This is a genomic window from Paraburkholderia tropica, assembly GCF_014171495.1.
GTDB classification, from domain to species: domain Bacteria; phylum Pseudomonadota; class Gammaproteobacteria; order Burkholderiales; family Burkholderiaceae; genus Paraburkholderia; species Paraburkholderia tropica.
This window is the reverse complement of record NZ_CP049134.1, coordinates 1,279,822-1,296,913: the sequence shown is the minus strand read 5'-3', so window position 1 is coordinate 1,296,913 and position 17,092 is coordinate 1,279,822. Positions and strand designations below refer to the sequence as shown.

Annotated in this window: 12 protein-coding genes; 6 read left to right on the top strand and 6 right to left on the bottom strand. The window is 62.7% G+C overall.

All coding sequences use genetic code 11. The annotated features are described in order from the left end of the window. Positions 1-77: 77 nt before the first annotated feature. On the bottom strand, positions 78-1,772 hold the full coding sequence (aceF, locus tag G5S35_RS05815) for a dihydrolipoyllysine-residue acetyltransferase (protein WP_183038728.1): 1,695 nt from the start codon (positions 1,770-1,772) through the stop codon (positions 78-80). Positions 1,773-1,850: 78 nt separating this feature from the next. Beyond that, positions 1,851-4,547 (bottom strand): pyruvate dehydrogenase (acetyl-transferring), homodimeric type, encoded by a 2,697-nt coding sequence (gene aceE / locus G5S35_RS05810; protein WP_065060279.1) that lies wholly within the window; start codon positions 4,545-4,547, stop codon positions 1,851-1,853. A 294-nt stretch (positions 4,548-4,841) separates the two neighbouring features. Here aceE and fixL point away from each other — a divergent pair, with 294 nt between their 5' ends. The 4 genes from fixL to G5S35_RS05790 all read left to right on the top strand — a co-directional run bounded on the left by fixL (position 4,842) and on the right by G5S35_RS05790 (position 11,583). Further along, a complete protein-coding gene (gene fixL / locus G5S35_RS05805) occupies positions 4,842-7,370 on the top strand; it encodes an oxygen sensor histidine kinase FixL (RefSeq protein WP_074984412.1) in 2,529 nt (842 codons plus the stop codon). Then, on the top strand, positions 7,367-8,017 hold the full coding sequence (gene fixJ, locus G5S35_RS05800; protein WP_065060281.1) for an oxygen response regulator transcription factor FixJ: 651 nt from the start codon (positions 7,367-7,369) through the stop codon (positions 8,015-8,017). The genes fixL and fixJ overlap by 4 nt, the downstream gene beginning before the upstream one ends. A gap of 290 nt (positions 8,018-8,307) precedes the next feature. After that, positions 8,308-9,162 (top strand): bifunctional methylenetetrahydrofolate dehydrogenase/methenyltetrahydrofolate cyclohydrolase FolD, encoded by an 855-nt coding sequence (gene folD / locus G5S35_RS05795; RefSeq protein WP_065060282.1) that lies wholly within the window; start codon positions 8,308-8,310, stop codon positions 9,160-9,162. 324 nt (positions 9,163-9,486) lie between these two features. Continuing rightward, positions 9,487-11,583: a M3 family metallopeptidase gene (locus G5S35_RS05790; protein WP_065060283.1), complete on the top strand. Its 2,097-nt coding sequence runs from the start codon at positions 9,487-9,489 to the stop codon at positions 11,581-11,583. Between the two features lie 111 nt (positions 11,584-11,694). Here the strand turns inward: G5S35_RS05790 and G5S35_RS05785 are convergent, their stop codons facing one another. Further along, positions 11,695-12,993 (bottom strand): amidohydrolase family protein, encoded by a 1,299-nt coding sequence (locus tag G5S35_RS05785; protein WP_074984406.1) that lies wholly within the window; start codon positions 12,991-12,993, stop codon positions 11,695-11,697. Between the two features lie 283 nt (positions 12,994-13,276). On the opposite strand from G5S35_RS05785, the gene G5S35_RS05780 reads away from it, so the two are divergent. After that, positions 13,277-13,975: an aspartate/glutamate racemase family protein gene (locus G5S35_RS05780; protein WP_074984573.1), complete on the top strand. Its 699-nt coding sequence runs from the start codon at positions 13,277-13,279 to the stop codon at positions 13,973-13,975. Positions 13,976-14,052: 77 nt separating this feature from the next. On the opposite strand, the gene G5S35_RS05775 is transcribed toward G5S35_RS05780, so the two are convergent. The 3 genes from G5S35_RS05775 to G5S35_RS05765 are packed head-to-tail and all read right to left on the bottom strand — an operon-like array spanning position 14,053 to position 15,701. Then, positions 14,053-14,472, bottom strand: coding sequence for an OmpA family protein (locus G5S35_RS05775; protein WP_124261188.1), 420 nt, complete (start codon positions 14,470-14,472; stop codon positions 14,053-14,055). Between the two features lies 1 nt (position 14,473). Beyond that, positions 14,474-15,169 carry a M35 family metalloendopeptidase gene (locus tag G5S35_RS05770; protein WP_183038727.1) on the bottom strand — a complete coding sequence of 232 codons (696 nt, stop codon included), beginning with the start codon at positions 15,167-15,169 and terminating at the stop codon, positions 14,474-14,476. Between the two features lies 1 nt (position 15,170). Beyond that, positions 15,171-15,701, bottom strand: a complete 531-nt coding sequence (locus G5S35_RS05765) for a PAAR domain-containing protein (protein ID WP_074984403.1) — start codon at positions 15,699-15,701, stop codon at positions 15,171-15,173. Between the two features lie 641 nt (positions 15,702-16,342). On the opposite strand from G5S35_RS05765, the gene G5S35_RS05760 reads away from it, so the two are divergent. Further along, positions 16,343-16,990, top strand: a complete 648-nt coding sequence (locus tag G5S35_RS05760) for a hypothetical protein (RefSeq protein WP_124263161.1) — start codon at positions 16,343-16,345, stop codon at positions 16,988-16,990. Positions 16,991-17,092 lie beyond the last annotated feature (102 nt).

Below are 17,092 nucleotides of genomic sequence, written 5' to 3'. Positions count from 1 at the left end.
CCGGCCGCACCGGTCGCGGCGCGCATCGGCTTGAAGAGCGGATGCGGCGCGTTGGGTGCTGGCCGGTCGAAACGGTTTTACAGGATCACGCGGCGGAAATCGCCGAGGATCTGGCCGAGGTACGCGTTGAAGCGCGCGGCAGCCGCGCCGTCGATCACGCGGTGATCGTACGAGAGCGAGAGCGGCAGCGTGAGACGCGGCACGAACTGCTTGCCGTCCCACACGGGCTTCATCGCGCTCTTCGACAGGCCGAGGATCGCCACTTCCGGCGCGTTGATGATCGGCGTGAAATGCGTGCCGCCGATGCCGCCGAGCGACGAGATCGAGAAGCAGCCGCCTTGCATCTGGTCCGGCTTGAGCTTGCCTTCACGCGCGAGCTTCGACAGCTCGGTCATTTCCTTCGCGATGTCGACGAGACCCTTCTTGTCGGCGTCGCGAATCACCGGAACGACGAGACCGTTCGGCGTATCGGCGGCGAAACCGATATGGAAGTACTTCTTGAACACGAGGTTGTCGCCGTCGAGGCTCGCGTTGAACGCCGGGAACTTCTTGAGCGCCGCAACCACTGCCTTGATGACGAACGCCAGCATCGTGAACTTCACGCCGGCCTTCTCGTTTTCCTTGTTCAGTTGCACGCGCAGCGCTTCGAGATCGGTGATGTCCGCTTCGTCGTTGTTCGTGACGTGCGGGATCATGACCCAGTTGCGGTGCAGGTTCGCGCCCGAGATCTTCTTGATGCGCGACAGCGGCTGCGTGTCGATCGGGCCGAACTTCGTGAAGTCGACCTTCGGCCACGGCAGCAGGTTCAGGCCCGCGCCGTTTGCCGGAGCCGCAGCGGCAGCCGGAGCCGCCGTCTGGCCGCTCATGACGCCCTTCACGAATGCCGTGATGTCGGCTTGCGTGATACGGCCCTTCGGACCCGAGCCCGCAACGCGCGCCACGTCGACGCCCAGTTCGCGCGCGAACTTGCGCACCGAAGGCGAAGCGTGGCTCGGACGGCGCGAACCGCCTTCGCCGGCCGGGATGATCGGGGCTTGCGCGAGTGCCGACGGCGCAGCGGGCGCGGCCTTGGCGGGCGCAGCCTGCGGTGCGTCGGACGGCTGTTCGGCGGGCGCCTTCGCAGCCGGCGCGGGCGCAGCGGCTGCCGCACCTTCCGCTTCCACGACGATGATTTCCGCGCCTTCCGACACGTTGTCACCGACCTTGACCTTGATTTCCTTGACGATACCCGCGACCGGGCTCGGCACATCCATCGTGGCCTTGTCCGATTCGAGCGTGACGAGCGACTGCTCCTTCTCGACGCGGTCGCCGACCTTCACGCCGATCTCGATGACCGGAACGTCCTTGTAGTCGCCGATATCGGGGACCTTGACGGTCTGCACGCCGCCGCTCGCGGCGGGCGCGGCAGCAGCGGCTGCCGGCGCGGGCGCTGCGGCTTGCGCGGCGGCCGGTGCAGCCTTCTCTTCCTTCGCGGCCGGTGCGGCCTTCTCTTCCTTCGCGGCCGGTGCGGCAGCGGGAGCCGCGGCGGCGCCGGCGGCTTCCAGCACGAGGACGAGCACGCCTTCCGAGACGTTGTCGCCAACCTTGACCTTCACTTCCTTCACCGTGCCCGATGCCGGGCTCGGCACGTCCATCGTCGCCTTGTCCGACTCCAGCGTGATGAGCGACTGCTCTTTCTCGACGGTATCACCCGCCTTCACCAGCACCTCGATCACAGGAATGTCCTTGTAATCGCCGATGTCCGGCACCTTGACTTCGATCGCTTGACTCATTGTTAGTGTCTCCGGGGCCGCATAAAACGCGCCTCCCCGCTTCGGGGAGGCGCGCATGCCATGCACAGGGGTGATGCGTTAGACGGTCATCGGGTTGGGCTTCGACGGATCGAGGTTGTACTTGGCGATGGCTTCGCCGACAACCTTGCGTTCGATCTTGCCTTCGTCCGCGAGCGCGTTGAGCGCTGCAACCGTCGTCCAGTAACGATCGACTTCGAAGAAGTGACGCAGCTTTTCACGCGTGTCCGAACGGCCGAAACCGTCGGTGCCGAGCACCACGAACTTGCGCGGCACGAGGCCACGGATCTGGTCGACCAGCGCGCGCACGTAGTCGGTCGAAGCGATGACCGGACCTTCCGTGCCCTTGAGCAGCTTCTCGACGTGCGATTCGCGGCGCGGCTCGCTCGGGTGCAGCAGGTTCCAGCGCTCGACTTCGTGGCCTTCGCGGGCCAGTTCGGTAAAGCTCGGCACGCTCCAGAGGTCGGCTTCGACGCCCCAGTCGTTCTTCAGCAGGTCGGCGGCGGCGATCACTTCGTTGAAGATCGTGCCTGCGCCCAGCAGCTGAACGCGCGGGCCCTTGGCCTTGGCGTCCGCCTTGCGGAACGCGTACATGCCCTTGATGATGTCGGCGGCTACGGCCTCGCCCTGCGGAATCGCCGGGTGCTCGTAGTTCTCGTTCATCACGGTGATGTAATAGAACACGTCTTCCTGGTCCTGCACCATGCGGCGCAGACCGTCTTGCATGATGACCGCGAGTTCATAGCCGAAGGTCGGGTCGTAGCTCACGCAGTTCGGCACCGATGCCGCCCACAGGAGCGAGTGACCGTCTTCGTGCTGCAGACCTTCGCCGTTCAGCGTCGTGCGGCCTGCGGTGCCGCCCAGCAGGAAGCCGCGCGAACGCATGTCGCCGGCGGCCCACACCAGGTCGCCGATACGCTGCATGCCGAACATCGAATAGAAGATGTAGAACGGGATCATCGTCTCGCCGTGCGTCGAGTACGACGTCGCGGCCGCGATCCAGTCCGACATGCCGCCGGCTTCGTTGATGCCTTCCTGCAGAATCTGACCGCTTTCCGATTCCTTGTAGAACATCAGCTGGTCCGAATCTTCCGGCACGTACTTCTGGCCTTGCTGATTCCAGATGCCGATCTGGCGGAACAGACCTTCCATGCCGAAGGTACGCGATTCGTCCGGCACGATCGGCACGACGCGCTTGCCGAGCTGCTTGTCCTTCAACAGGATGTTGAGGATACGCACGAACGCCATCGTCGTGGAGATCTCGCGGCCTTCGCCCGTGCCCTTGAGCAGCGGCTCGAATGCGTCGAGCGCCGGCACCGGCAGCGAGGCGGCCTTCTGGCGGCGCGCCGGCAGGTAACCGCCGAGGTCCATGCGCTTCTGGCGCATGTATTCGAGTTCCTTCGAGCCTTCTTCGAACGTCAGATACGGCACGTCGACGATCTGCTCGTCGGTGATCGGCAGACGGAACTGGTCGCGGAACTTCTTGAGCTGATCCACCTGCATCTTCTTCTGCTGGTGGGTGATGTTCATCGCCTGACCGGCTTCGCCCATGCCGTAGCCCTTGATCGTCTTCGCGAGGATGACGGTCGGCTGGCCCTTCGAATTCGAAGCTTCATGGAACGCCGCGTAGATCTTGTGCGGGTCGTGGCCGCCGCGGTTCAGGTTCCAGATGTCGTCGTCGGACCAGTCGGCGACCAGCGCCTTCAGTTCCGGCGTGTTGAAGAAGTGCTCGCGAACATACGCGCCCGACTCCGACTTGTACGTCTGGTACTCGCCGTCGACGACTTCCATCATGCGGCGCATCAGCGCGCCCGACTTGTCGCGCGCGAACAGCGCGTCCCAGCGCGAACCCCAGATGACCTTGATGACGTTCCAGCCGGCGCCGCGGAACTCGCTTTCGAGTTCCTGGATGATCTTGCCGTTGCCGCGCACCGGGCCGTCGAGACGCTGCAGGTTGCAGTTGATGACGAACACGAGGTTGTCCAGACGCTCGCGGCCGGCCATGCCGATCGCGCCGAGCGATTCCGGCTCGTCCGTTTCACCGTCGCCGAGGAAAGCCCAGACCTTGCGGCCTTCGGTCTTCACGATGCCGCGCGCCTGCATGTACTTCATGAAGCGGGCCTGATAGATCGCCATGATCGGGCCGAGGCCCATCGAGACGGTCGGGAACTGCCAGAAGTCCGGCATCAGCCACGGGTGCGGATACGACGAGATGCCCTCGCCGCCCACTTCCTGGCGGAAGTTGTCGAGTTGCTTTTCGCTCAGACGGCCGAGCAGGAACGCGCGCGAGTAGACGCCCGGCGACGAGTGGCCCTGCACGAAAATCAGATCGCCGCCGTGGTTGTCCGACGGTGCGTGCCAGAAGTGGTTGTAGCCGACGTCATAGAGCGTGGCAGCCGACGCGAACGAGGCAATGTGACCGCCCACGTTCGTGTGCTTGCCCGCGCGCAGCACCATGGCCATGGCGTTCCAGCGCGTGTACGAGCGGATACGGTGTTCGATGTCCTGGTCACCGGGGTTCTTCGCCTGGTTGGCGACCGGGATGGTGTTGATGTACGGCGTGTTCGCCGAGAAAGGCAGATGCTCGCCGTGCACACGGGCGAATTCGATCTGCTTTTCGATCAGGTAATGGGCGCGGTCGGGACCGATGGTCGAAATGACGCCATCGAGCGCCTCGAGCCATTCTGCGGTTTCCTGGGGATCCTCGTCCTTGTCGGCGGCAACGTACTTCAGGACTTCGTCGGGTACAGCGGACATGCTCGTCTCCTGGATGTAGGGGAACGCTGTTGATCGGACCATGCGGGCGACGACGCCCAGACGTAACCGGGCCGACCGCAGCAGCTTTGCGGGCGATTGTAATGACGCCCCCGAACTCGCGCAAGGAAATTTTCGAATCGCGAGATGACATTTCATAATGCAAAAAAATGCTGCGGCGCACGCTGAATCGTTCAGGCCCTTGCGCCTATATCAACCAGTTTGGGCCGGTTTATCTGCGATTTAATGCTTTTTTCACGGCATTTTGGACTCTTACGCTGAGCTACAATCCTTGCCATGTTGACCGAACGGCTTTTCGCACGCTCGGCGCGGCCGCCCGGTTCGCCCGGCGAGTCGTCGCCGTCTCGCTGGCACCACGGACCCTGGTGGTCGAACTCCTATTTGTTGACGCCGCTCCTGTCGATCCTCGTATTTCTGATCGTCATGAGCCTGATCCTCTGGAGCCTCAACCGCCGCGAGCAGCAGCAGCAGGAAGACACGCTCTATCGCAACGTGGCCTGGGCCCAGCAGCAGATCCGCCTCTCCATGACGGGCGCGCAAGAGCAATTGCAGGCGCTGGCGCGCGATCTGGTCGCGGGCCATAACGACCCGCAGTCGTTCCAGGTGTCCACCACGGACATCATGCAGGGCCATCCCGAAATCCTTTACCTGAACTGGTACACCAGCCAGCAGGAGCCGCGCTGGCCCAATACCGCGCTGCCGGTCTTCGGACAGCGCCTCGCCAAGCCCAACGACTCGCAGATGGACGATGCCGTGAAGGCCGCGTTCGCCGAGGCGCGCTCCACGCGCCGCCAGGTCTATTCGCCGCTCATTTACGACGACGTCGGCAACGGCTACATCACGCTCCAGACGCCGGTATACCGCGATCGCGAATTTCTTGGCTCCATCGCGGCCGTGTTCTCGGTCGAAGGCATCCTGAAGCACGACATCCCGCCGGAGCTGTCGGCCAAGTACAAGATTTCGATCCTCGACGCGAACAACCGCGAACTCGCCACTACCTCGACGCGCCCGCGCCTGCCGCGCGACGTCTATTACGATCTGCCGCTCGATCCGCCGGGCCAGGGCGTCTCGGTGCGCGTCTATTCGTATCCGCAGATGACCAACTTCACGAACAACACGCTCGTGTGGCTGGTCGCGGGGCTCTCCTGCTTCGTGCTGTGGAGCCTCTGGAGCCTGTGGAAGCACACGCGCCAGCGCTTCGAGGCGCAGCAGGCGCTCTATGCGGAAGCGTTCTTCCGCCGCGCGATGGAAAATTCGGTGCTGATCGGCATGCGCGTGCTCGACATGCATGGCCGCATCACGCACGTCAATCCGGCGTTTTGCCGCATGACCGGCTGGGACGAAAGCGATCTGGTCGGCAAGACCGCGCCGTTCCCCTACTGGCCGCGCGACAGCTATCCGGAAATGCAGCGCCAGCTCGACATGACGCTGCGCGGCAAAGCGCCCTCCTCGGGCTTCGAGCTGCGCGTGCGCCGCAAGGACAGTTCGCAGTTCCACGCGCGCCTCTACGTCTCGCCGCTGATCGACAGCTCGGGCCGCCAGACCGGCTGGATGTCGTCGATGACCGACATCACCGAACCGAAACGCGCGCGCGAAGAACTCGCCGCCGCCCACGAGCGCTTCACGACCGTGCTCGAAAGCCTCGACGCGGCCGTCTCCGTGCTGGCCGCCGACGAAGCCGAACTGCTGTTCGCCAACCGCTACTACCGCCATCTGTTCGGCATCCGCCCGGACGGCCATCTGGAACTCGCGGGCGGCGGCGGTTTCGATTCGTCGAGCGCCTCGTCGGACTCCATCGACATGGTCGACGCCTTCGCCGGCCTGCCCGCCACGGCGCTCACCGAGAGCACCGCCGACGCGCAGGAGATTTACGTCGAGAGCATCCAGAAGTGGTTCGAAGTGCGCCGCCAGTATATTCAGTGGGTCGACGGCCACCTCGCGCAGATGCAGATCGCAACCGACATCACCACGCGCAAGCAGGCGCAGGAACTGGCCCGCCAGCAGGACGAAAAGCTGCAGTTCACGAGCCGCCTGATGACGATGGGCGAAATGGCCTCGTCGCTCGCGCACGAGTTGAACCAGCCGCTCGCGGCGATCAACAACTACGCCTCGGGCACCGTCGCGCTGGTGAAATCGGGCCGCGGCGCGCCCGAGAACCTGCTGCCCGCGCTCGAAAAAACCGCGCAGCAGGCCGTGCGCGCGGGCATGATCATCAAGCGCATCCGTGAATTCGTGAAGCGCTCCGAACCTAAGCGCCAGGCCGCGCGTGTCGCCGACATCGTCGCCGACGCCGTGGGGCTCGCCGAGATCGAAGCGCGCAAGCGCCGTATCCGCATCGTGACCGACATGCGCTCGCGCATGCCCGTGATCTACGTCGATCCGGTGCTGATCGAGCAGGTGCTCGTCAACCTCTTGAAGAACGCCGCCGAAGCGATGGCCGACGCGCGTCCGAATGCGCCCGATGCGGCGATCGACCCGGTGATCCGCGTGATCGTGAAGCGCGAAGGCGGCCACGTCTGCATCAGCGTGATCGACCAGGGGCCGGGCGTGGACGAAGCCACCGCCGAGCGCCTGTTCGAACCGTTCTACAGCACCAAGTCCGACGGCATGGGCATGGGGCTGAATATTTGCCGCTCGATCATCGAATCGCATCGCGGGCGTCTCTGGGTGGTCAACAACGTCGAAGCAGACGGCCACATCAGCGGCGCCACGTTCCATTGCAGTCTGCCCATCGGCGAGTCCGACCAGCCCTCGCGGGACGGTCGTGACGAACCGACTCCACAAACCGTTACGGGAGAGCCATGAACAGCCCAGTCACCACCCAGGAAACCGTCTTTGTCGTCGACGACGACGAGGCCGTCCGAGACTCCCTGCGCTGGCTGCTCGAAGCGAACGGCTACCGCGTTCAGTGCTTCACGAGCGCGGAAGAATTCCTCGAGGCGTACCAGCCCGCGCAGCAAGCCGGTCAGATCGCCTGTCTGATTCTGGACGTGCGCATGCAGGGCATGAGCGGGCTCGAACTCCAGGAGCGCCTGATCGCCGACAACGCGTCGCTGCCGATCATCTTCGTCACGGGCCACGGCGACGTGCCGATGGCCGTCTCCACGATGAAGAAGGGCGCGATGGACTTCATCGAGAAGCCGTTCGACGAAGCCGAACTGCGCAAGCTGGTCGAGCGCATGCTCGACAAGGCGCGCAGCGAAAGCACCAACGTGCAGCAGCAGCGCGCGGCGGCCGAACGTCTGGGCAAGCTCACGGCGCGCGAGCATCAGGTGCTCGAGCGCATCATCGCGGGCCGCCTGAACAAGCAGATCGCCGACGACCTCGGCATCAGCATCAAGACCGTCGAAGCGCACCGCGCGAACATCATGGAAAAGCTCAACGTGAACACGGTCGCCGACCTGCTCCGTCTGGCGCTCTCCAACAAGCCGCAACAGGCGCAGCAGCAGTAACCGCTGCGTCATTCGTGAAGCCGCTGCGGCAACCGCCGCACGGCTTCACCGCCATTCTCCGCAGTTTTCCTTCCAGAACCGGCCGCCGATCCGTCCGGCCGCGACAAGTCACGCCCGTCGCACGGGTATAATGTCGGCCTCCACAGCGGCGCCCGCTTTCGCGCGATTGTTGATCCGCGCGCGGCGACGCAGGATTCGCTTAGGATTCGCTTCGTTCGCGCCCCGCCGCTTGCCCCGGCGACTCGCGCTCCGCGCTTTTGTCATCTGCCTCACTCGACTCTCGACCGACCATGACTGCCACCCTCATCGACGGCCTCGCCCTCTCCAAGAAACTGCGCGCCGACGTCGCCACGCGCGCTGCCGCTCTCGCCGCACGCGGCCATCAGCCGGGCCTAGCGGTCGTGCTGGTCGGCGACAATCCGGCGAGCGAGGTCTACGTGCGCAACAAGATCAAGGCGTGCGAGGACAACGGCCTCCATTCGTCGTACGACCGCTATCCGGATACGCTCTCGGAAGCCGATCTGCTCAAGCGCATCGACGAACTGAACAACGATCCGAAGATCCACGGCATCCTCGTGCAACTGCCGCTGCCCAAGCATATCGACAGCCACAAGGTGATCGAGGCAATTGCCCCCGAGAAAGACGTCGACGGCTTCCACGTCGCCAACGCCGGCGCGCTCATGACCGGCCAGCCGCTGTTCCGCCCCTGCACGCCTTACGGCGTGATGAAGATGTTCGAGGAATACAAGATTCCGCTCGAAGGCGCGAACGCCGTGGTGATCGGCCGCTCGAACATCGTCGGCAAGCCGATGGCGCTGCTGCTGCTCGAAAAGGGCGCGACGGTCACGATCTGCCACAGCAAGACGCGCGACCTCGCGAAGCACACGCTCGACGCGGACATCGTCGTGGCCGCCGTCGGCAAGCGCAACGTGCTGACCGCCGACATGATCAAGCCGGGCGCGACCGTGATCGACGTGGGCATGAACCGCGACGACAACGGCAAGCTGTGCGGCGACGTCGACTTCGCGGGCCTCAAGGACAAGGCCGGCTTCATCACACCGGTGCCGGGCGGCGTCGGTCCGATGACCATCACCATGCTGCTCGTCAACACGATCGAAGCGGCGGAGCGCGCGGCCGGCGTGTAAGGTCGCTGTCGGCCCGGTGTTGGCCCGCTGTTTGCCGCCCGTTGCACCAAGCCTCGCATTGCGCGGCGCAACATGGCGCCGCCTGCGTCGATATTAAAAAAGCCCCGGAAATCCGGGGCTTTTTTACGCCTGATGCCCGTGCGCGCGCCGTTTCGCGCGTCGGGATTTCGCCGCCGCGAGCCGACTTCTGCTAATTTGCTCGCATGACCCGGTTGGAAAGCGCGCACTGCGCCCCAATAACCGATCTAACGAACCCACAGCCGGGGCGCGCGACCACGCGGCGCCCCGAATCGATTAACCGCGACAGAAGGAACAGGACGCACCATGGCAACGACTTCCTCCGATAATCCGCTGCTCGACTTCTCCGGCCTGCCGCGCTTCGGCGAAATCCGCCCCGAACACGTGACGCCCGCGCTCGACGTGCTGCTCGCGAACGCCAACGCCGCCGTCGAACGCGCCGCGCAACCGATGACGCCCGCGCAATGGAGCGACGTGGTCGAGCCCGTCGAGCGCGTCACCGAACCGCTCTCGCGCGCCTGGGGCGTGATCGGCCACCTGAACGCCGTCGCCGATACGCCCGAACTGCGCGCCGTCTACGGCGAGAATCTGCCGCGCGTGACCGAGTTCTGGTCGAGCGTCGGCCAGAATCTCGCGCTGTACGAGAAGTACAAGGCCATCACGAATCACAACTCGTTCCAGTTGCTCACGAGCGAGCGCAAGAAGATTCTCGACAACGCGCTGCGCGACTTCCGCCTCTCGGGCGCGGAGTTGCCCGAAGAGCAGAAGCCGCGTTTCGCCGAATTGCAGGAGCGCCAGGCCGCGCTCTCGAAGGCGTTCTCGGACCACGTGCTCGACGCGACCAACGCCTACGCGTTCTACGCAAAGGACGAAAAGGAACTCGCCGGTCTGCCCGAAGACGTGATCGCCGCCGCGCGCGAAGCCGCCGAGCGCGATAACCAGGAAGGCTGGAAGTTCACGCTGCACTTCCCCTCGTATTTCCCGGTGCTACAGTATTCGGAAAACCGCGCAATGCGCGAAACGATGTACCGCGCCTACGTCACGCGCGCATCGGAACTTGGTCCGGTCTATGGCGGCGGCAAGCCTGAATGGGACAACACCGCGATCGTCGACGAACAGCTCAAGCTGCGCGCCGAAGAAGCGAAGATGCTCGGCTACAACAACTTCGCCGAAGTCTCGCTCACGCCGAAGATGGCCGAATCGCCCGCGCAGGTCATGAGCTTTCTCGAAGACCTCGCCACGCGCGCGCGTCCGCACGCCGAGAAAGACTGGGAAGAACTGCGCGAATTCGCCGCCAGCGAATTCGGCCTCACGCAACTCGAACCGTGGGACATGGCGTTCGCGGCCGAGCGTCTGCGCCAGAAGCGCTATTCGTTCTCCGAAAACGAGGTGAAGCAGTACTTCCCCGAAGACTTCGTGCTCAAGGGCCTCTTCAAGGTCACGGAAACGCTGTTCGGCGTGCGTATCCGCGACGACAGCGCGCCGGTCTGGAACAACGACGTGCGCTTCTTCCGCGTCGAGAACACCGACGGCTCACTGGTCGCGCAGTTCTATCTCGACCTCTACGCACGCGAAGGCAAGCGCGGCGGCGCATGGATGGACGACGCGCGCTCGCGCCGCAAGCTCGAAGCCAACGGCGTGCAGACGCCGGTCGCGTACCTCACCTGCAACTTCTCGGCGCCGGTGGGCGGCCGTCCGGCCTGCTTCACGCACGACGAAGTCATCACGCTGTTCCACGAGTTCGGCCACGGCCTGCATCACATGCTCACGCGCGTCGATGAACTCTCGGTCTCCGGCATCAACGGCGTGGAATGGGACGCGGTCGAACTGCCGTCGCAGTTCATGGAAAACTTCTGCTGGGAGTGGGACGTCCTCACGGAGATGACCTCGCACGTCGATACGGCCAAGCCGCTGCCGCGCGAACTCTTCGACAAGATGCTCGCCGCCAAGAACTTCCAGAGCGGTCTGGGCACGCTGCGCCAGATCGTGTTCTCGATGTTCGACATGGCGCTGCACGTGGACTTCGACGCCTCGAAGGGCAAGACCGTGAACGAACTCGCGCGCGAAATCAACGAGCGTTATCACGTGATTCCGCAGGCGCCGTTCTCGCGCTGGCCGAATACGTTCAGCCACATCTTCGCGGGCGGCTACGCAGCGGGCTACTACAGCTACAAGTGGGCCGAAGTGCTGTCCGCCGACGCCTACGCGGCGTTCGAGGAAGCCGCGCAAGCCACGAAGTCGAGCGTGCTCGACGCGGCCACCGGCACGCGCTATCGCAAGGAGATTCTGGAAGTGGGCGGCAGCCGGCCGGCGATGGAATCGTTCAAGGCGTTCCGCGGCCGCGAGCCGAGCATCGACGCGCTGCTGCGCCACAACGGCATGGAGCAGCCGCCGGCGCATTGAGCTTCGCGGCGTTCACAGCGGTTCACGACCGCTACGCCGAAAAGCAAAACCGCGCACTTCGGTGCGCGGTTTTTTTATGGCCGCTCGATACCGCTGCTAGCGCTTCGTCATTCAGCGATGCAGCTTGAAATCGACGCTGCCAGGCCGTCCGTCGAGCGTGAGCGACGCGCGCTGCGGCGGTTGGCGGCTCACCACCCTGCCCCGGCTCACGACCGCGAGTCGCGCGGCGCGCAAACGAATTGCCTCGATCGGATCGCGGGCATCGAGCACGACGAGATTCGCGGCACAGCCCGGCGCGATGCCATAGCCTTCGAGCCCGAGAATCTGCGCGGGATTGACAGTAACCGCATCGAAGCATGCGCGCGTGGCGTCGACGCCCGTCATCTGCGCGACGTGCAAGCCCATGTGCGCGACTTCGAGCATGTCGCCCGAGCCGAAGCTGTACCACGGGTCCATCACGCAATCGTGGCCGAACGCGACCGTCACGCCCGCCGCCATCAACTCGGGCACGCGCGTCATGCCGCGCCGCTTCGGATAGGTGTCGGCGCGCCCCTGCAACGTGATGTTGATGAGCGGATTCGCGATCGCCGACACGCCCGACTCGCGAATCAGCGGAATCAGCTTGCTCACGTAGTAGTTGTCCATCGAGTGCATCGACGTCAGATGCGAACCAGTCACGCGCCCATGCAATCCGAGGCGGTGCGTCTGCGCCGCCAGCGTTTCGATGTGACGCGAGAGCGGATCGTCGGACTCATCGCAATGCATGTCCACGCGCAGGCCTTTTTCCGCGGCGAATTCGCAGAGCAGTCGCACGGATTCCGCGCCGTCGGCCATCGTGCGCTCGAAATGCGGAATGCCGCCGACCACGTCGACGCCCATCGCAATCGCACGCTTGAGATTGTCGAACGCGCCCGGACTGCGCAGTACGCCGTCTTGCGGAAAGGCCACGAGTTGCAGATCGAGATAAGGCGCGACGCGACGCTTCACTTCGAGCAGCGCCTCGACCGCGAGCAGTCGTTCGTCACAGACATCGACATGCGAGCGGATCGCGAGCAACCCGCGCGCGACGGCCCAATCGCAGTACTGTAACGCGCGTTCGACCAGTGCTTCCTGGGTGAGATGCGGTTTGAGTTCACCCCACAGCGCAATGCCTTCGAGCAGCGTGCCCGATGCGTTCACGCGCGGCAGCCCGTACGACAACGTGGCGTCCATGTGGAAATGCGCGTCGACGAATGGCGCGCTCACGAGCATGCCGCCCGCGTCGATCACCTCGCGCGCCTGGGCGTCCGCCTGGGTGTCGATATGCGGCTCGACGGCCACGATGCGCCCCGACTCGATACCGATATCGACAGTGGCATGGCCGGCGGGATGGCCATGCGCAAGCACGGCGCGGCGAACGATCAGGTCCATGGCGAAGCTCCTGGGTGGCGTCTTGTTGTGGGCCCGATGCGGCCAGCGCATCGCGGCATGTGATCCGATTCTATCGGCGACAGAAATGAGGTGCCAGTTCGGAAGCCACAGCGCAGCACCCATACACCCGCGCCCGACTGTACTGAAGTGATCGAATTTCGCGATAACTGTCCGCGCGCTGTGCCCAATCCGTATCGTGACACTTGCGCCGCACCGTACCTGTACAGCGCAGGACACACGCCTATACTCGTTCGATCCTTACCTCTTTCGGCATTGGCAGATGATGAAAACGATCGGCGTAATTGGCGGCATGAGCTGGGAATCGTCGGCGGAGTATTACCGCCTGCTCAACACGTATACGAAGGCACGGCTGGGCGGGCACCACAACGCGCGCAGCCTGATGGCGACCGTCGATTTCGCGGATATCGAAGCGCTCCAGCGCGCGGGCGACTGGGACGCGCTCGGCGTGCAGATGGCGCAGGCGGCGACGCAACTCGAACGCGGCAGCGCAGGGATCGTGCTGCTCGCGACCAACACGATGCATCGCGTGTGCGCGTCGATCGAAGCGGCGATCGCGATTCCCTTCCTGCATATCGCGGACCCGACCGGCGCGGCGCTACGCGCGGCGGGCGTCACACGCGTCGGCCTGCTGGGCACGCGCTACACGATGGAGCAGGACTTCTACGTGGGGCGGCTGCGCGACGTTCACGGCATCGAGGCGATCGTGCCCGACGACGCAGCGCGCGCCGACGTGCATCGCATCATCTATGACGAGCTGTGCCACGGGAATGTGAAAACAGAATCGCGACAGATTTATCAGCGCACGATCGAAGCGCTGGCACAGGCCGGGGCGCAAGCGGTGATACTCGGCTGCACCGAGATCACGCTGCTGATACGTGCTGAGGATTCCGCGCTGCCCGTGTTCGACACGACGGCGCTCCATGCGCAGGCGGCAGTGGATTGGGCGCTGAATGAAGCGTGACAGGAAGGCAAAGGTAGCGCCGCGCTGATGCGGCGCTGCAAAGGATAAAGCCCGCACGATTTGGCGTGCGAAAAACGTTACTTCTCCAGACATTCCGGAATAAGCGTTAATTCCGCTCTGGTTCCTGATGGCTCAAATTTGTCGTTTGGCAAGGCGGGCCTGTAAAGGTGCGCTGTGACTTCATACTGCGCTGCCTGCACGCCAAGCACGTCCAAGGTTTTCTTGACGACGTTCGCCCGCGCTTCTGCGATATGTTGAGCGTTATGCTCGCGCTTGTCCGCCAAGCCGGTAATAGAAACACCCTTAAGGACGGAGCGCTTACTATGCGTGTCTACGACCCAGTTTGCGAGTGAAAGAATCTCCGCATTACTTATCTCACTCGAATTAAATCCGAAATTTATATCTCTCGTTACGCCTGGAATCGGCGACGATCCCTCACAGGCGAGCGCACAAGGCATCGAAAGCGCGAGTGACAGCAACAGAATGACTCGTTTCAATTTAGTCGCCCTCGACAATATAGCCAGCAACACTATCGGCGTTATTGAGCGCAAGATCAGAATTCGATTGTGCCCAATCACGAAGCGTAAACGCAATCGTATATTGATGATCTTTGCTAGCCATTGTGTCCAGGAAGTGTGTGACTTCGTGAATTACGGTCGATACGCGCGAATCCGCATTGTCCGACCAATGCCGCATGGTGAAAAACAGCGGACTAATGCTAATAGTGTGCGTTGCCGTATCCGGCGCGCATACATGCGCGGCCTCCTGGCCAGACCTCGCAGGATTCGGCATACAACCTGTCGCTCTGTCGCGGTCGCTTCCAGTTCGAACGAAATTTGCCGGACTAAGCCCGCGCAGGACCGCGCTCACACGCGCTATACCGTTTAGCAGAATCGTGCGCGCTGTTTCATCATTTCGCCCAAACCAGCGCTGTACGCGTGCGCGCTCGTTCGGCGTCCACAACTTCAAGGCGCGCACGCGGGCTTCGACTAGTGGAACTGCACGCTGGAGAATGCTATTAATAATTTCTCTGAATTCTTTGTTGGACATGTCCTCGCAGATTCTTTCGGTATTGATTTTTACCGTTACCATCGATCCGGGATTCGTGTTTGTGACCGCAGTAGAATGAACCGTAATCCATTCTTCTTCATTGACTTTGAATCCATATTCATTTTTTCCAGGAAGATCGCTCATTTCATCTTCCCACAATGATTTCAACTTCTACCCGCCGCGATGTTTCCGTACTGATACGCACGGTGCGCCCCTCTGAGTCAGTCACGCCGCTTGCGACGACCGCTGAGTCAGATAGGACGCGATAGCGAACCTTCGAAAGTGCGCGCCCGGTGCTGTCAGTGAGCGTAAATTGCTCATCGTATGGGGCGCGCTGCATGTCCTGTAGTGCGGCGAGACTCGCGCTATAGCCCATTTCCCCCCATTCGTCCTCCCAGTTGTGAAAAGCACTTGCTTGCGACGCGTGGAAAACGGGCGGCGGTGAACACTTGCAGATGCAGATGTCGCCTTCCAGTGCCTGCTGCTTTCCGAGCATCGTTGCGGGATGGTGCGGACCTACCGACTCGATGTAACCGTTCGATTTACAACCTTCGCACCAGACCTGCGCGCCGATAAACGTAATCGGTATTCCGTGGTGCGTGCAGTTTTCCGCGCCTTCCAGGACAACACCGCCCGCCGTGGATTTATCTCCTAGCCTCAACAGATAACGCCTCATGTGCGTGCCTCCGTTCGATTGCAGGTATGGGAAACCGTACAGGTACGCGACCGGCACAGTCACGGCGGACCCTCCGCCGCTAACCGGTAATCGTCGAATTACGCAAGGGGGCAGACCATCAGACAATCTTTAAAGTGGAGTTTGATTTATCCGTTCTGCGTCGTGAGCGAAACGCGATTTGACATTCCACAAACTGAGCGTGCTATCGCAATTTATTCGGAAGCCAGAGCGCTTCCCGAATAAATGAACCCGCCCCAAGGGGCGCGTCTTTAGTTTCTACGGCTGTTTAAACGGCCTGGGAGCCTTTCACCATGCGCGAGCAATACCGCCGCTCTTCACGCCGACGCATGAGGAATTGTGGCGCATCTGGAAGGAACACCACAGCGAGATAGTGAGGCAGTTTGCCCTGGAAGTGCGGACAGGACGGCATGCGCTTGCGGAACTGAACGCGTTAGCGGCGGAAGAGTATTGGTACGTCCAGAAAGGACAGCGCGACGGTAAAGGACGCACGCAAGGCGATTGCGCGAATTCCACGCAGGCCTGGAAATGAGATGGAGCGGATTGGACCGCTCACAGGGGACGAAGTACGGCGGCGCCAGGCGATACTATTAGCGCCAGCATTCAGAGCAAACGGGGGCTTGATGGAAGTACTGAAATGGATACTCGCCGCGCTGGGCGGTGCTTCGGCTGTGACTCTCGCGATCGTGTTGGGCATCTCCATCATTTTCAGAGACACGATAGCGGCTTGGCTAACCAGGCGAGTGGCCAAAAACCTAGAGCGCGACGCGGACCACTACAAGCACGAACTCGCGCGCGAAATGGAGAGGTACAAGGCTGAACTTGCCAGCAAACAGAGCGCAGAGCGCTTGCGTGCTGAAATGCGCAAGGTCGTAGCGGAGAAGATGTTTGCCTTAAAGCTTGATGCCTATCACGAAGTGCACGACGTGCTGGAACGTGTCCCTCATGATTTTCTCGCGAACGTCGGTTTGCCGCCGGAACAGCGCTGCACATACAGCGTGGTAATCCAGGATATGAGCAAATTTGCGGATACGGTCCAGCGCGTCAGTCTCTATCTGCCCGGGGAATTTCAGGACTCGTATCTGAAACTTCTTCGCCTCATGCAAAACGCAGCCGCCGATGAAGTGATATGGACACATACGCCACCGCGCACGACAACCCAGCCAGAGATGGCGGCCATACTTTTGCAGACCGTCAGATTGCTTTCCGACCTGATGGCCTTGCATCAACGTTTGCCCGACGATGTAGCAGACAGCCTTGTTCGGCCTTGAGGCCAGTGACGGTGAGGAACGAGACGCCAGATCAACAGGCAACAAAAAACCCGCTCAAGGCGGGTTCGATGTTTCGGAAAAAATCACCTAAGTTTCGCGGCG

Bases quoted from the DNA above. Each gene is read 5' to 3' on its own strand.
- G5S35_RS05765 (WP_074984403.1), bottom strand. From the start codon at position 15,701: ATGAGGCGTTATCTGTTGAGGCTAGGAGATAAATCCACGGCGGGCGGT.
- folD (WP_065060282.1), top strand. From the start codon at position 8,308: ATGACTGCCACCCTCATCGACGGCCTCGCCCTCTCCAAGAAACTGCGC.
- aceF (WP_183038728.1), bottom strand. From the start codon at position 1,772: ATGAGTCAAGCGATCGAAGTCAAGGTGCCGGACATCGGCGATTACAAG.
- G5S35_RS05760 (WP_124263161.1), top strand. From the start codon at position 16,343: ATGGAAGTACTGAAATGGATACTCGCCGCGCTGGGCGGTGCTTCGGCT.
- fixL (WP_074984412.1), top strand. From the start codon at position 4,842: ATGTTGACCGAACGGCTTTTCGCACGCTCGGCGCGGCCGCCCGGTTCG.
- aceE (WP_065060279.1), bottom strand. From the start codon at position 4,547: ATGTCCGCTGTACCCGACGAAGTCCTGAAGTACGTTGCCGCCGACAAG.
- G5S35_RS05770 (WP_183038727.1), bottom strand. From the start codon at position 15,169: ATGAGCGATCTTCCTGGAAAAAATGAATATGGATTCAAAGTCAATGAA.
- G5S35_RS05785 (WP_074984406.1), bottom strand. From the start codon at position 12,993: ATGGACCTGATCGTTCGCCGCGCCGTGCTTGCGCATGGCCATCCCGCC.
- fixJ (WP_065060281.1), top strand. From the start codon at position 7,367: ATGAACAGCCCAGTCACCACCCAGGAAACCGTCTTTGTCGTCGACGAC.
- G5S35_RS05790 (WP_065060283.1), top strand. From the start codon at position 9,487: ATGGCAACGACTTCCTCCGATAATCCGCTGCTCGACTTCTCCGGCCTG.
- G5S35_RS05780 (WP_074984573.1), top strand. From the start codon at position 13,277: ATGAAAACGATCGGCGTAATTGGCGGCATGAGCTGGGAATCGTCGGCG.